This window comes from Mitsuaria sp. TWR114 (assembly GCF_007997345.1).
This window is the reverse complement of sequence record NZ_VOSR01000283.1, coordinates 1-14,089: the sequence shown is the minus strand read 5'-3', so window position 1 is coordinate 14,089 and position 14,089 is coordinate 1. Positions and strand designations below refer to the sequence as shown.

The window sequence follows — 14,089 nt, the reverse complement described above, 5'->3', positions numbered from 1 at the left end:
CGCTGACGATCACCGCCGATGGCGCGTTGACGAACAGCGGCATGCTGGCGGCGCAGGGCGCGCTGTCGGTGCAGGCGGCGAGCATCGCGAGCAGCGGTGGTTTCGTCGCGGGCTTGAAGCCGGACAACACGCTCGGCACGCAGGGCGACCTGACGCTGCGCACGAGCGGCGCATTGCAGCAGAGCGGCCAGACCGTCGCCGCGGGCGCGATGACGCTGTCGGGCAGCACGCTGCAGCTGCAGGACGCTAAGCTGCAAGCGCAGCGCGCGGACCTCACAGCCAGCACCGGCGACCTGCGCCTGAACCGTGCGACGCTGGCGTCGTCGGGGGGCGCTGACGATGTCGGCGGCGGGCGCGATGGACACGGGCGCGGCGTCGATCTCGGGCGACACGCTGTCGGTGACGGCGCAGCGCTGGTCCAACGTCGATGGCGTGGTCACGCAGACCGGCCAGGCCGGCGCGCTGAGCGCGACGCTGCAGGGCGCGCTGGACAACACGCGCGGCGAGATCGCCGCGGCGGGCCGCACGCTGACGGTGAATGCGGGCTCGATCGACAACACGCGCGGCCGCCTGGTGCATGCGGGCGCGGAGGGGCTGAGCGTCACGACCGGCACGCTGAGCGGCGCGAGCGGCGAGATCCTCGGCGCGCACGCGGTGACGCTGACGGCGACGGGCGCGGTCGATCTGAGCCAGGCGAAGACGCAGGGCGGCACGGTGACGCTGCAGGCGGACAGCCTGCGTCATCAAGGCGGCCAGCTGCTGAGCGGCGGCGATGCGCAGCTGCGCGTCGCTGGGGCGATCGACAACACCGGCGGCGCGATGGGCGCGGGCGGCGATCTGCGCGCGCAGGCGGCGTCGCTGGACAACACTGGCGGCCAACTCGGCGCTCGTGCTGTTGACCTGACGCTGGGGACGCTGACCAACGGCGCGCAGAGCCTGATCAACGCGCAGACCGCGCTGACCATCGGCGCGAGCCAGGTGACGAACGCGGGCTCGCTGCAATCGGGCGCGGACACGCGGCTGACGACGACCGGAGCGCTGAGCAACAGCGGCAATATCTACGCGCAAGGCAACGCGACGGTGAACGCGGGTCAGACGCTCACCAACAACGGCCTGATCGGCGCGCAGGGCGCGCTGACCGTGGACGCGCCCGCGCTGGCTGGCGCCGGCACGCTGGCCGCGGGTTTGCGTCCGGACAACTCCCTGGGCGCACAAGGCGACCTGACGGTCCGCACGACGGGCACGCTGCAATCGGCCGGATCGATGCTGGCCGCGGGCGCGATGACGCTGCGCGGCGGCGATCTGCAGCTGCAGGACAGCCGTCTGCAGGCGGCGTCGATGTCGATGAGCTCGACCGGCGCCTCGGGCCTGGGCGCGCTGCGCCTGGACCGCGCGATCGTCGCGGGCGCGGGTGACCTGATGCTCGCGAGCGCGGGTCTGCTGTCGACGGACGCGGCGACGCTGAGCGGTGCCAACGTCGGCATCACGGCAACGGACTGGCGCAATGTCGGCGGCTCGCTGACGCAGACCGGCGCGGCCGGCGCGCTGACCGCGACGATCGGCAACCAGCTGCTCAACACCGATGGCCGCATCCAGTCGGCCGGCACCGGCCTGCGTCTGCAGGCGCAGTCGGTGGACAACGTGCGCGGCACGCTGATGGCGGCGGGCAGCGGTCCGCTGACGGTCACGACGGGCTCGCTGGATGGCAGCTCGGGCCAGATCCTCGCGAGCGGCGCGGTGACGATCGCCGCGACCGGCGCGGTGACGCTGGTCAGTGCGCAGACGCAGGGCACGGGCGTGACGGTGTCGGGCAGCAGCCTGGACCACCGCGGCGGCAACCTCGTCAGCAATGGCGGGGCGCTGCTCAACCTCACGGGCGGCATCGACAACCGCGGCGGCACGGTCGCCAGCGCGGGCGCCCTCGACGTGCGCGGCGCGAGCCTGCTCAACGGCGGCAACGGCCTGATGCAGAGCGACGCGACGCTGCAGGCCACGATCGGCGGCACGCTGGACAACCAGGGCGGCCGCCTGCGCAGCGGCGCGGCGATGACGCTGAACGCGGGCAATGTCGACAACCGCGGCGGCTGGGCCGGCAGCGATGGCACGCTGAGCGTGACCACGGGCGGCGCGCTGCAGAACGCGAGCGGCACGCTGCTCGCGCAGCAGGGCGTGTCACTGAGCGCGGCAACGCTGGGCAACCAGCAGGGCCGGATCTCGAGCCTGCAAGGCGGCGTGACGCTGCGCGCGCAGGGCGCGATCGACAACACGGCCGGCGCCATTCAGGCCGGGCAGACGGCGGATCTGGGCTCGGCCTCGCTGATCAACGCGCGGGGCGAGGTCTCGGGCGCAGCGGTCGTGATCGATGCGCGCGGACAGACGCTGGACAACAGCGGCGGCCGGCTGCTTGCGACGCAGTCGCTGACGGTGGACAGCGGCACGCTGGAGAACCGCGGCGGGCTGCTGCAATCGGGTGGTGGCCTCTCGGTGCAGACGCATGGCGCGGCGCTGAACAACACGCGCGACGGCTCGGTGACGACGCCCACAGGCATCCGCGCGCAGGGCGCGATGACGCTGAACGCCGGTACGCTGACCAACGAGCAGGGCATCAGCGCCGGCACGTCGGCGCAGGTGAACGTGAGCCAGCTGGTCAACCGCGCGGAGCTGTCGGCCTCGGCGCTGACGGTGTCGGTGGGCGGCACGCTCGACAACCAGGGTGGACGGCTGATCGGCGCGCAGACGCTGGACGCGTCGGCGCAGCAGGTGCTCAACCAGGGCGGGCTGATCTACGGCGGCAGCACGCTGAACCTCACGGCCGCGGGCCGCATCGACAACACGAGCACCAGCGGCGCCGGTCAGGGCATCCAGGGCGGCGCGGTCAACGTGCGCGCACAGCAGCTGGACAACGTCGGCGGTCAGGTGCTGGCCAGTGGGAGCCTGGGGCTGACGATCGCGCAGTCGCTCAACAACGCGGGCGGGGCGCTGGGCGCGTCGGGCACGCAGACGATCGGGGATGGGGCGTCGGTGTCGGCGCTGTCGCTGAACAACGCGGGCGGGCGCATCTGGTCCGGCAGCGCGATGGGGCTGAACCTGCGCGAGCTCGCCGGTGGTGTCGGCGGGCAGATCAGCAGCGGCGCGGGCATGAGCGTCAAGCTCGTGGGCGATTTCGTCTACGGCGTCAGCAGCCAGTTCCAGTCGGCGGGCGACATGGTGCTCGACGTCTCGGGCAACTTCGCCAACCAGGGCACGCTGCGCAGCGGCGGGACGCTGTCGATCTCGGCCCAGAACATCGACAACGCGGCCAGCGGCGAGCTCAGCGGCGTGAACACGCTGCTCACCGCGGCGGGGCAGATCACCAACCGCGGCCTGATCGATGGCGACGGCGTCCTGCTGACCTCGGACCGGCTGGTCAACCTGGGCACGGGGCGGATCTACGGCGGGGACGTGGTCATCGACGGTGGCGCGCTGGTCAACGGCGCGGAGGGCGGCGTGGCGGCGGTGATCGCTGGACGGCGCTCGATCGACGCGCAGCTCACGCGCGAGATCTCCAACACGGACGGGGCGCTGATCTTCGCGGACGGTGACCTGCGGCTCGCGGGCGCGAGTCTGCTCAACGAGAACTCGACCATCGAGGCCAGCCGCGCGCTGGCGCTGCAGATGACGGGTGGGATCGTGAACCGGACGGTGCTGCAGGGCGTTGGCACGGGGCAGGGCACCGGGCAGGGAACGCTGGCCTCGGCAGCCTTCATCCGCGCCGGCGGGGACATGACGATCTCCGGCGACACGCTGCTGAACAGCGGCGCCACGATCGAGGCGCGCAGCAACCTGATGCTGACGGCCAACCGCATCGACAACGTCAACCCGTACCTGATGTGGGGCAACTACACGCCGGGCTCGGAAGGATTTGTCAGCATCGTCTACTCGATCAACAACGGGCCGATCGAAGACCTTGCCGTTCCAATGAATGGGCGCACGGCGCAGGAGGTGCTGAGCGACTACGCGCGTACGCATCGCACCCACCGGATCGTCTCGTGGGAGGCATTCGGCGGCAATGACGCGGGCGCGCCGCTGACGCAGTCGCTCGCGGCCAAGATCATCGTGGGCGGCACCTTGAGCATCGGTGCCGGCACGATCAACAACGACATGAGCCAGGTGGTCGGCATGACCGGCGTGGCGATCACCGGCGGGCAGGTCACGAACGTGCCGCACACGGTGACGGCCGTCGACACGCAGGGCGTGGCGCATACGGTGAATCTCTCGCTGGCAGGCGGTGCGCCGGTGGTGGGGCAGGTGTCGCAGGCGCCCGGCGGTCGCCAGGGCGCTGGAGCGGTGAGCACGGGGGGGCGGTGCCTCGGCGCAGCAGGCGCAGGGCGGTGCTTCCGCCAGCGCGAGCAGTGGCGCCGGTACCGGCAGCTTCGTCAACCGCTTGATCCGCCAGGTGCATCAGGGCGCTGCCGCGCAGGCTAACGCGCAAGGCAACGCGCAGATTCGGGCGGGCAGCGCGATCACGTCGAACGCAGTGGCGACGGGCAACGGCGCCGCGGGCGCCGGCGTAGTCCAGGCGATCCAGCGCAGTGGCGCGACCGCAACTGAGCGCGCCATCGCCGCCGCGCAGTCCGGTGACGCGGGCGCGCAGGTGGAGGCGACGCTCCGTCACGAGCGCGATGGCGACGGGGTGCAGACGGGCTCCGCACAGGACCTGCAAGGCGCGCGCGTGACCACGCAATTCCGCGATGGGCAGGCGATCGACGCCGCGCAAGGCAACAGCACGGCGCAACAGGTGCAGGGCACGGCGCGAACCGGTCTCGCCGGCGTGCTTCAGCGGGCCCGTGCCGCATCGGCCGCGCAGGTCGACGCGTCCGCGCAGACCGACCAGAAGGCCACGACGCAGATCGGCAAGGTGACGACGCAAGCCGGCTCGACGAGCCGGCCGGGCGCGGCGCAGAACGCGGCGCTGAGGGTTTCGGGCCTGAGCGTCGGCGGCCGCCTGTTCGGCGTACTGCCCAACCTCACGCTGCCCTCCAACAGCCTGTTCAAGACGCACAGCGAGCCCGGCAGCAAGTACCTGGTCGAGACGACCCGCGCTTTGCCAACTACCGCGAGTGGCTCTCCAGCGACTTCCTGCTGCAGCAGATGGCGCTGGACCCCACCGTGACGCAGAAGCGCCTGGGCGACGGCTTCTACGAGCAGCGGCTGGTGCGCGAGCAGATCGGCCAGCTCACCGGCACGGGCTACCTGTCGGGCTACGCGGACGACGAGTCGATGTACCGCGCGCTGCTGACCAACGGCGCGACCTTCGCCAAGGAGCACCAGCTGGTGCCGGGCGTGGCGCTGAGCGCCGAGCAGATGACGCAGCTCACCAGCGACCTGGTGTGGCTGGTGGAGCAGACAGTGACGCTGGCGGACGGCACGACGCAGCGCGTGCTGGTGCCGCAGGTGTACCTGGTGCCGCGCGAGGGCGACCTGCTGCCCAGCGGCTCGCTGATCGCCGGCGGCCGAGTGGAGATGGCGCTGACGGGCGACTTCAACAACGGCGGCAGCGTGCGCGGCGGGGCGGTGGCCATCCAGGCGCAGAACATCGCCAACACCGGAGACATGCGCGCCACGACGCTGGCGCTGACGGCGCGCGAGGACCTGCGCAACATCGGCGGGCAACTGGCGGCCACGGGTGACATGAGCCTGGTGGCGGGGCGTGACGTCGTCATGCAGAGCACGACGGCCAGCGGCGGCACGGTGAAGGGCAACGTCACGACCAAGGCGACGGTGCTGGATCAGGTGGCCTCGCTCACCGCGGGCGGCGTGATGGTGGTGCAGGCCGGGCGCGACGCGCAGCTGCAGGCGGTGCAGATCACGCAGGGCGGCGCGGAGGGCGCGGGCGCCGAAGGCGGCGTGATGGTCGCCGCCGGGCGCGACCTGACGCTGAGCACGGTGCAGACCTCGAGCTCGCGCGACCAGGTCTGGAACGCCACCAACTTCAAGAAGGAAAGCCAGCGCCAGGACGTGGGCACGGAGATCAAGGCCGAGGGCGCGGTGCTGCTCAAGGCCGGCCAGGACCTGAGCGCCACGGCCGCGCAGATCGCCAGCGCGCAAGGCGCGGTGACGCTGAGCGCGGGACGCGACGTCGAGCTGCTGGCCGGCGAGGCCAACAAGGTCGTCGAGGAGATGACGCAGAAGACCAAGAAGAGTCTGTTCAAGAAGAAGACCGTCACGACCTACAACAAGACGGACACGACGACCGCGATCGGCACGACGCTGTCGGGCGACACGGTCAACATCGTGGCCGGGCGCGACATCACGCTGGCCGCGGCGCAGGCGGTGTCGGACAACGCCACCAAGCTCATCGCCGACCGCGACATCACCATCGACGGGGTCACCAACTCGGTGGACACGGAGCAGTTCAAGAAGACGGTGAAGTCGGGGCTGTTCAGCGGCGGTGGGATCGGGGTGACGATCGGCAAGCAGGAGCTGTCGCAGGCGACGAAGACGAGCCAGGAGACGCACCAGGGCTCGGTGGTGGCCAGCGTCGCCGGGGACGTGGACATCTACGCCGGCGGCAAGTACCGGCAGGTGGGCTCGGAGGTGCAGGCGCCGCAGGGCGACGTGACGATCAAGGGCAAGTCCATCGACATCGTGGAGGCCCGCAACCAGTCGGCGCAGGACACGGAGACCAAGTTCAGGCAGAGCGGGCTGTCGCTGTCCTTGAGCGCGCCGGGCGTGGATGCGGCGATGGGCGCCATCAAGGCCGGAGAGCACGTCACGCAGACGCAGGACGACCGGATGAAGGCGCTGGCCGCGGCCACGGCGATCTCCAAGGCCAAGCAGGCGGTCGAGGAGATCCAGAAGTTCAACGACCTGGCCAAGGCGCAGCAGGAGCAGAGCATCCGCATCAGCCTGTCGGTGGGCAGCCAGCAGAGCAAGAGCTCGCAGCACAACGAGGCGAACCAGGCCGCGGGGAGCTCGGTGCTAGCGGACGGCAAGCTGAGCCTCATCGCCACCGGCGGCGGGCAGGACTCCAACGTCACGGTGCGAGGCAGCACGCTCGCGGGTCAGGACGTGTTCATCAAGGCGGACAACAAGATCGACTTGCTGGCCGCGCAGAACACCAGCGAGCAGCACAGCAAGGACTCGAGCAGCAGCGCGTCCATCGGCATCGGCATCTCGCTGGGCAAGGAGAACCGGCTGGGCTTCACCGCCAGCGCCAGCGTGTCCAAGGGCAACGCGGACGGCAAGGACACGAACTACTCGGCCACGCAGGTCACGGGCGGCAGCTCGGTGACGCTGCAGTCGGGTGGGGATGCGACGCTGGGCGGCGCGGTGGTGACGGCGCCGAAGGTGGTGGCCGACATCGGCGGCAACCTCAAGATCGAGAGCCTGCAGGACACGGCCAAGTTCGACTCCAAGAGCCAGAGCATGGGCGGCAGCGTCACCGTCGGGTACGGGGCGGGCGGCAGCGCCAACTTCAGCCAGTCCAAGGTCAACGCGGACTATGCGGCGGTGGGCGAGCAGGCGGGCATCCGCGCCGGCGACGGCGGCTTCCAGGTGAGCGTGAAGGGCAACACCGACCTCAAGGGCGGTGCGATCACGAGCAGCCAGGCGGCGATCGACGCGGGCAAGAACAGCTTCAGCACCGGCACGCTGACCAGCAGCGACATCGACAACCGCAGCCAGTTCAGCGCCAGCGCCGTGACGGTGAGCGCGGGCACGAGCGGTGGCATGGCCGGTGCGTTCAAGGACAGCGGCGACGAGCGCAGCACGACGCGCAGCACGATCAGCGCGGGCAGCACGACGATCACTAGCGGCGATGCGGCGAGTCAGGCGACGCTGGAGAAGCTGGACCGCGGCGCGACGAACGATGCGACGGCGGGCAAGCTGTCGCAGGGCTGGGATGGGCAGAAGCTCTCGCAGCAGGTGAAGGTGAATGCGCAGATCGTGGCGGAGTTTGGGGCGCAGGCGTCGAAGGAGGTAGGCGATTACTCGAAGCAGCAAACGAAGAAGTACGAGCTTGCGAAACTCGAAGAGCAGGCACTTAACGAGGCGTTGAACAAAGAGGGCCTGCCCGACCCAGAAAGGCAAAAGCTGAAGACGAGGCTTGCGGAGGTCGAAACCACAATCAAAGATCAGCAGTCCACGTATGACGCATGGAAAGAAGGCGGAAGCTCGCGAGTGGCCTTACATGCCGCCATCGGTGGGCTAACCGGCGACCTTTCTGGAGCTCTTGGTGCTGCGGGGAGCGCGATTGCCGCTCCGTCGCTTGATGCATTCCAGAAGGCATTGACCGACCAGTTGGTGGCCGCCGGAATGGATAAGGAGCGAAAAGACGGCGAGCCGACGCTTGCCGAGGGGCTCTCAAAGCTGGCCGCCGGGCTGGTGTCCGGCGCCGGCGGCGTCGTCGTTGGTCTTTCTGGTGGCGCTGCCGCTCTAAATCAGGACATGAACAACCGCCAACTGCATCAGTCCGAACGGGACTGGATCAAGGGCCAAGTTAACGCATATCAGAAGTACTTGAAAGACAAGACCGGAGAGGGTATATCCGCCGAAGACGCTTACCAACGGCTTCTGTCTGCGGGATACGCGATAGTCGACAATATGGCCCAAAAAGGTGGGACAAGTGATCCATATGCAAAACAGTTCATTGCCGAGCGCGCGGACAAAAAGGACTTCGTTGCCACTGCGCCCGAGCGAGCAAACTACCAGCTGTTTGGCAATGCAGATGGCTCCTTCACTCCAGAGCAGCAAGCGAGGTTTGGAGCTGCAAAGCCGGGGGAAATGGCTTCCGCGCGAGTTACTGCTGCTCTGGAACTTGCTGGACCATGCGGTCGCGATTGTGGGGCGAAGTTTTCAGCATTCGACAGCGCGGTTCAGAGCCTCCAACAGGCGAGGGCGCTTTACCAAGATGACAAGGCCAGCGTTGAACTGATTGACCGTCAAATCCTGCAGCTTGCCCTGTCGATTACGAAAGAAGAGGTTGTGCGCGGAGCGGCGACAAAGCTAGGAAAGGATGGGTCTGCACTCGCCGATCTAGTTCTGAATGCGTCGACTGGCATCGTTAAAGCAGGACTGTCCGAGGTTATGGAGAAAGTCGGGCTTCTCCAAGCGATCAAAGACGCGCGAGCGAGCCTACCCACCAGCGCGCTTCGCCGTTCTGGCAATGTCGCTGCCGCAAATATCGATATTCCCGGTATTCCGCAAAAGATGGCAGCTAGCAGCCAAGTCGACGAGGCGGCCGGAGTTGCGATTGGCCGCGGTCCCGAAAATTTACCGTATCTGAGCATTCCTTCAAAATCCGGTATTGACATTGCGCGAAATACTGATTCTGAATACAAAATTCTCGACAATGTTGCGACGATGCTTGGCGATAATTACTCTGCAAAGGGAACAATCACCATCATGACCGAACGAGGCGCTTGCCGTAGTTGTTTGAATGCTGCGGACAAGTTTATGGAGAAGTATCCGAACATTACGGTCAAGATTTATGACAATAGTGATGTTGTGTTCAAACCATCGCAACTCTCCGGCGGATCTTCCGCTGGGTCGTCGCTTGTACGACCTGCGGTAGGCGCAGCCGGTTCGGTCGGTGTGCTGATTTCCCCCAGTCCATCGTCAAATCCCGAAAACAAACCAAAGAAATAAGGAATCAAAATGCCTGTTAAAGCTTCCCATTTTTTTCTGATGGTGTCGATTTGGGATATTGTCACCGAATTGGATGAGCGCTTTGTGCCAAACACGAAGTTCTCAACGTTCCTTTCTCACGTGGCGATCGAGGCTGATTTGGTTGGCCTATGTGATCGTTATATCGACGAAACTAGCGTCGGTGAAGGGGATGTTTTTATATTTAAGTCATCGGATGGGTCTGGGCAGACTTTGGTGATTGACTTGTTTAGAGACGAGCAAGATCAATTGGATTTAATATCTATTGGATTCATTTGCTTGCCATCCAATCGCACATTGGTGGCAGAGTTGCTGATGAATTTCTTCAATGCATGTGGCACACAAATCTCGTTCGGCTACAGCGCGGCGAATAACTATCTTCGGGAACTCGCAGACGAGAGCGGATACCCTCGTGAGCGTGGCTCTCGTCCCTATATGCAGAAGCTGATATTCGCAGAGTGAAAAAACTCGGCGAAATTATATGAGAAGTGAGCGGTTCGAATCTATTCGAGACGGCATCGAAGACATGGAATTGGACGCGCTCTGGGACTATGCGCTGGAGGAAAGTGATGTCTACGATGAGCAGCGAAGCTTCTTCTTTATGGTATTGGAGAAGCTACTTCGGGAAGGTAATATTAGATTGATTCATATGCATACGAAGGTGCCAATGCTGGGAACCGTTGAGCAACAAGTCGCGCCGTTGGTCAGCAGCGCGCGGTACATCGACTCGTCGTCCGCGTAGCCCGACATGTAGCCCGTGCCGGTGAGCTGGCCGATCTGCTCGCGCACCAGGCGCTGCTCGTAGAAGCCGTCGCCCAGGCGCTTCTGCGTCACATTGGGGTCCAGCGCCATCTGCTGCAGCAGGAAGTCGCTGGAGAGCCACTCGCGGTAGTTGGCAAAGCGCGGGTCCGTCTCGACCAGGTACTTGCTGCCCGGCTCGCTGTGCGTCTTGAACAGGCTGTTGGAGGGCAGCGTGAGGTTGGGCATCACGCCCACCACGCGGCCGCCGACATGGGTGATATTGCTTATATTCGCGCTCCCCAGTTCGGTTGACGTAGCCGATTTCGGGGCGAGTCGACCTGCGGTGAAACAAAAAAATTGATGGTAATTGCCGGCATTCCATTACCGAGGAATCCCTTAATTGATTCCGGCCCCAGCCGGTTCAACAGCGCAGGCGTTGGCAGCGGCACGGGGCTGGTCTGTGCGGATATTTATGGGTGCGTCCTAACGCATTCGAACAAGCCCCCCGTTGCATCTAGTGATACTTCCCACCACCTCGCATCACCCTTGCTGAGGCGCAAGGCGTACGCTCCCCGTACCCATCGGCTTTAATCCGCGTCCAGGCGGAAGCCGAAAGGCAAGGAGCCGCCATGAAGTTCCCCCGCTTTCTCACCGCCGGCTTGACCGCCGCCTGTCTCACCCTGCTTGCCGCCTGCGGCGGCGGCTCCGGCGGCGATGACCCACCCGCTGCGGCCATGGGCACCCTCGGCCTCTCCTTGACCGACGCCCCTACTTGCGGCTTCGACCACGTCAACGTCGCGATCCAGAAGATCCGCGTTCACCAGAGCGCGACCGCCGCCGACACCGACGCCGGCTGGGCGGAGTTGAACTTCAGCACCCCCAAGCGCGTGGATCTGCTCACGCTGACCAACGGCGTGCTCGCGTCCCTCGGGCAGATCCCTCTGCAGGCCGGCCACTACACGCAGATGCGCCTCGTGCTCGCCGCCAACGGCGGCAGCGATCCCTTGCTGAACGCCATCGTGCCGACCGGCGGCGCCGAAGTCGCGCTCGACACGCCCAGCGCCATCCAGAGCGGCGTGAAGCTCAACGTCGACATCACCATCGCCGCCAACCAGCTCGCCGACTTCGTGCTGGACTTCGACGCCTGCAAGTCCGTCGTCACCGCCGGCAACTCCGGCAAGTACCTGCTCAAGCCGGTCGTCGCCGTCACGCCCAACTTCGTCTCGGGCGTCAGCGGTTACGTCGACAGCGCGGCGGCCAACGGCGCGACGACGGTGTCCGTCCAGCAGGGCGGGGTGGTCATCAAGGCGACCGCGCCGGATTCAACCGGCAAGTTCCTGCTGCAGCCGGTCGCGCCGGGCAGCTACACGCTGGTCATTACCGCGCCCGGACGCACGACCGACGTCGTCACCGGCTTGACCGTGGCCGCCTCCACCGTCACCTTGCTCAACGGCGCCACCTCGCCGCTGGGCTTGGGCGTTTCGATGAGCGGCACCACGGCCGGGACCGTCACCACCAGCCTCACGCCGATCGACGCGAGCGTGCGAGCGACCCAGACGCTGCTCGGCGGCGAAAAGATCGAGGTCGCGACACGCGGCGTCGATGCGACCACCGGCGCCTACAGCATGACGCTGCCGACCGGCGCGCCGATGGTGGCGGCGTACGTCGCGCCGCTGGGTGCGTTGAACTTCGGCGCGGATGCGAGCGCCGCGGCGAAGTACGGGCTGGAGGCCAGTTCCGGCCTGGCGACGAAGACGGCCGGACCGCTGACGCTGACCGCCGGCGCGACGACGACCACCAACTTCTCGTTCCCTTGAGTCGACCGTCATCGCGGCGTCCCGGCTGGGGCGTCGCGTGACCGGCTTGGAGGCCCGCCATGCGCGCGCGAGCTGCACGCGAAGGGGGGCCAAAGCGCCGCTGAGGCGCTCAGCGCAGCCAGTCGCGACGCATGGCGTCCCGCTCGTCCGCGCTCGACAAGGGATCGCCCTCGCGCAGGCGATCCATGTCGTCGAGCAGCGCTTGCGGCCAGGGAGAGGCCGCCATTCGGAAGGCATCCGACGCTGCGGATGTCGATGCGGTCGGGGACGCTGACGCGGACCCCGCCGTGATCGTCGCGAGTTGCCGCACGCGCCATGCGTCGTCGCCACGGCAGGCCAGGCCCGCCGTGGCACCGCCGGCATCCGCCCCGCCCACCGTGAAGGCGCGGCAGTATCGACCGTCCCGCGACACGAAGCTCAGGCCCACGCGGGTAGAGGAACCGGGCGCCGCCGCGCCGGACAGCTGCGCATCCAGTGCCTGGGCGAGAGCGCCCTCGGCGAGCCAGCCGCCGTCTGCCGCCACCTCGAGCGCTCCGCGCGGCGCCAGCCAGGTCGTGCCGATCAACACGCCCAGCGCCAGGCTGGCCGCCATGCCGCCCCAGGTCAGCCAACCTCCGCGGCGACGCCGACGTTCCTCGTCGAGGTCGATGGGCTTGGTGTCTGGCTTGTTGTCCGGCTTGGCGGACGGACCGGGCGCCGCGACGGGTGAGGGCTCGGTGGCGGACTCGCGATTCGCGAAGAGCGCGCTCAGCCGCTCCGGTACGGGCTCCGCCAGCACGAGATCGAAGGCCTGCGTCAGCCGCGCGCGCAGGCGCCGTTCCCTCGCCACCGCGGCGCCGAGCGTCGCATCCTCCGCCAGCCTTGCTTCGAAGCGCGCGCGTTCCGCCGCGCCCATCTCATCGTCGACATAGGCGGCGACGCGCGTCGCGTCGTCCATCGTCCGCGTGGCATCGCGCCCATCCTCGCGGTGCTCGCCGCGCTCCCGACCCGGGCCTGCGCCGCCGACCTCATCGCCGTCATCGCCGCTGTCTTGGCCGCGCTCGCGGCCGGAATCCATTGCGCCGTTCATGTCCTGTCCTTCGCCGCTCATATGCCGCTCATGCGTCGATGTCGCCGTCGCCCAGCAGTTGCTGCAGCGTGTCCTTCGCCCGTGCCAGCCGGCTGGTGACGGTGCCGATCGGAACCTCCAGCACCGCCGCGGCCTCCTTGTAGGGCAGGCCCTCGACCAGCACCAGGCTCACCACCAGGCGCTGCTCCTCGGGGAGCCGCGCCATCGCCGCCTGCACCGACAAGCGCGCGATGTGCCGACCCGTCTCGGACACGCCGACGTGCTCGCCCGCCTCCTCGGGGGCCAGCACCTCGGCGCGCCGGCCGCGGGCGCGCTGCTCGTCGATCCAGGCGTTCTTCATGATCCTGAACATCCAGCTGTCCAGGCGCGTGCCGGGCTCGTACTGGTCCAAGGCCCGCAGCGCGCGCTCCACCGCCACCTGCACGAGGTCGTCCGCATCCTCGCGGTGATGCGTCAGGCTGCGGGCGAAGCGCCGCAGCCGGGGCAGCAGCGCGGCCAGGGCGGATTGCAACTCCAATATGCTCATGCGATGGGATGCCTGATGAATAGAACGACGGCGGCGCGGATTTTCTTCCGTGTGCCGGACGTTATCCGTCGATGAGCTTGAAATTCCTTCCGATCCTCTGCCTGGCCGCGGCCTTGATCACGGCGCTGCCCGCGTCGGCGCAGGTCCGTCTGCCCAATCTGCCCGGTGGTGGGCGCTTCCCCGGCGGCGAGCTGCTGCGCCGCACCGAGCCGCTGTTGCCCTCGACCAGCCAGCTGCTCGCGCCGGTCGATCCGCTGCGCTGGCGCGAGCGGCTCGCCGATCAGCTGCTTC

Annotated in this window: 10 protein-coding genes; 6 read left to right on the top strand and 4 right to left on the bottom strand. The window is 67.4% G+C overall.

The window, feature by feature from the left end; all coding sequences use genetic code 11:
• A partial coding sequence (locus FUT87_RS28695; protein WP_186830497.1) for a hypothetical protein occupies positions 1–229 on the bottom strand: 229 nt, incomplete at its 3' end.
• A gap of 128 nt (positions 230–357) precedes the next feature.
• Between FUT87_RS28695 and FUT87_RS11995 the strand changes: the two genes are divergently transcribed.
• Genes FUT87_RS11995 through FUT87_RS11980 form a run of 4 tightly spaced genes read left to right on the top strand, consistent with a single transcriptional unit; the run spans position 358 to position 10,107 of the window.
• A complete protein-coding gene (locus tag FUT87_RS11995; protein WP_186830496.1) occupies positions 358–4,464 on the top strand; it encodes a hypothetical protein in 4,107 nt (1,368 codons plus the stop codon).
• On the top strand, positions 4,424–5,152 hold the full coding sequence (locus tag FUT87_RS11990; RefSeq protein ID WP_147241159.1) for a hypothetical protein: 729 nt from the start codon (positions 4,424–4,426) through the stop codon (positions 5,150–5,152). The genes FUT87_RS11995 and FUT87_RS11990 overlap by 41 nt, the downstream gene beginning before the upstream one ends.
• The gene (locus FUT87_RS11985) at positions 5,131–9,627 is read left to right on the top strand and encodes a hemagglutinin repeat-containing protein (RefSeq protein WP_147241158.1); all 4,497 of its coding nucleotides are present in this window, start codon (positions 5,131–5,133) and stop codon (positions 9,625–9,627) included. Before FUT87_RS11990 ends, FUT87_RS11985 begins: the two co-directional genes overlap by 22 nt.
• A gap of 9 nt (positions 9,628–9,636) precedes the next feature.
• Positions 9,637–10,107, top strand: a complete 471-nt coding sequence (locus FUT87_RS11980; protein WP_147241157.1) for a hypothetical protein — start codon at positions 9,637–9,639, stop codon at positions 10,105–10,107.
• Positions 10,108–10,290: 183 nt separating this feature from the next.
• Here FUT87_RS11980 and FUT87_RS11975 read toward each other — a convergent pair whose 3' ends face one another.
• Positions 10,291–10,632 carry an S-layer family protein gene (locus tag FUT87_RS11975; RefSeq protein WP_147241156.1) on the bottom strand — a complete coding sequence of 114 codons (342 nt, stop codon included), beginning with the start codon at positions 10,630–10,632 and terminating at the stop codon, positions 10,291–10,293.
• A 383-nt stretch (positions 10,633–11,015) separates the two neighbouring features.
• On the opposite strand from FUT87_RS11975, the gene FUT87_RS11970 reads away from it, so the two are divergent.
• Positions 11,016–12,203, top strand: coding sequence for a DUF4382 domain-containing protein (locus tag FUT87_RS11970; RefSeq protein ID WP_147241155.1), 1,188 nt, complete (start codon positions 11,016–11,018; stop codon positions 12,201–12,203).
• Between the two features lie 109 nt (positions 12,204–12,312).
• Here the strand turns inward: FUT87_RS11970 and FUT87_RS11965 are convergent, their stop codons facing one another.
• Positions 12,313–13,293 (bottom strand): hypothetical protein, encoded by a 981-nt coding sequence (locus FUT87_RS11965; RefSeq protein WP_147241154.1) that lies wholly within the window; start codon positions 13,291–13,293, stop codon positions 12,313–12,315.
• A 7-nt stretch (positions 13,294–13,300) separates the two neighbouring features.
• On the bottom strand, positions 13,301–13,798 hold the full coding sequence (locus tag FUT87_RS11960; protein ID WP_217648405.1) for an RNA polymerase sigma factor: 498 nt from the start codon (positions 13,796–13,798) through the stop codon (positions 13,301–13,303).
• 71 nt (positions 13,799–13,869) lie between these two features.
• On the opposite strand from FUT87_RS11960, the gene FUT87_RS11955 reads away from it, so the two are divergent.
• The coding region (locus tag FUT87_RS11955; RefSeq protein WP_147241153.1) for a hypothetical protein at positions 13,870–14,089 on the top strand (220 nt) is incomplete at its 3' end.

Bases quoted from the DNA above. Each gene is read 5' to 3' on its own strand.
- FUT87_RS11995 (WP_186830496.1), top strand. From the start codon at position 358: ATGGACACGGGCGCGGCGTCGATCTCGGGCGACACGCTGTCGGTGACG.
- FUT87_RS11985 (WP_147241158.1), top strand. From the start codon at position 5,131: ATGGCGCTGGACCCCACCGTGACGCAGAAGCGCCTGGGCGACGGCTTC.
- FUT87_RS11980 (WP_147241157.1), top strand. From the start codon at position 9,637: ATGCCTGTTAAAGCTTCCCATTTTTTTCTGATGGTGTCGATTTGGGAT.
- FUT87_RS11975 (WP_147241156.1), bottom strand. From the start codon at position 10,632: ATGCCCAACCTCACGCTGCCCTCCAACAGCCTGTTCAAGACGCACAGC.
- FUT87_RS11970 (WP_147241155.1), top strand. From the start codon at position 11,016: ATGAAGTTCCCCCGCTTTCTCACCGCCGGCTTGACCGCCGCCTGTCTC.
- FUT87_RS11965 (WP_147241154.1), bottom strand. From the start codon at position 13,293: ATGAGCGGCGAAGGACAGGACATGAACGGCGCAATGGATTCCGGCCGC.
- FUT87_RS11960 (WP_217648405.1), bottom strand. From the start codon at position 13,798: ATGAGCATATTGGAGTTGCAATCCGCCCTGGCCGCGCTGCTGCCCCGG.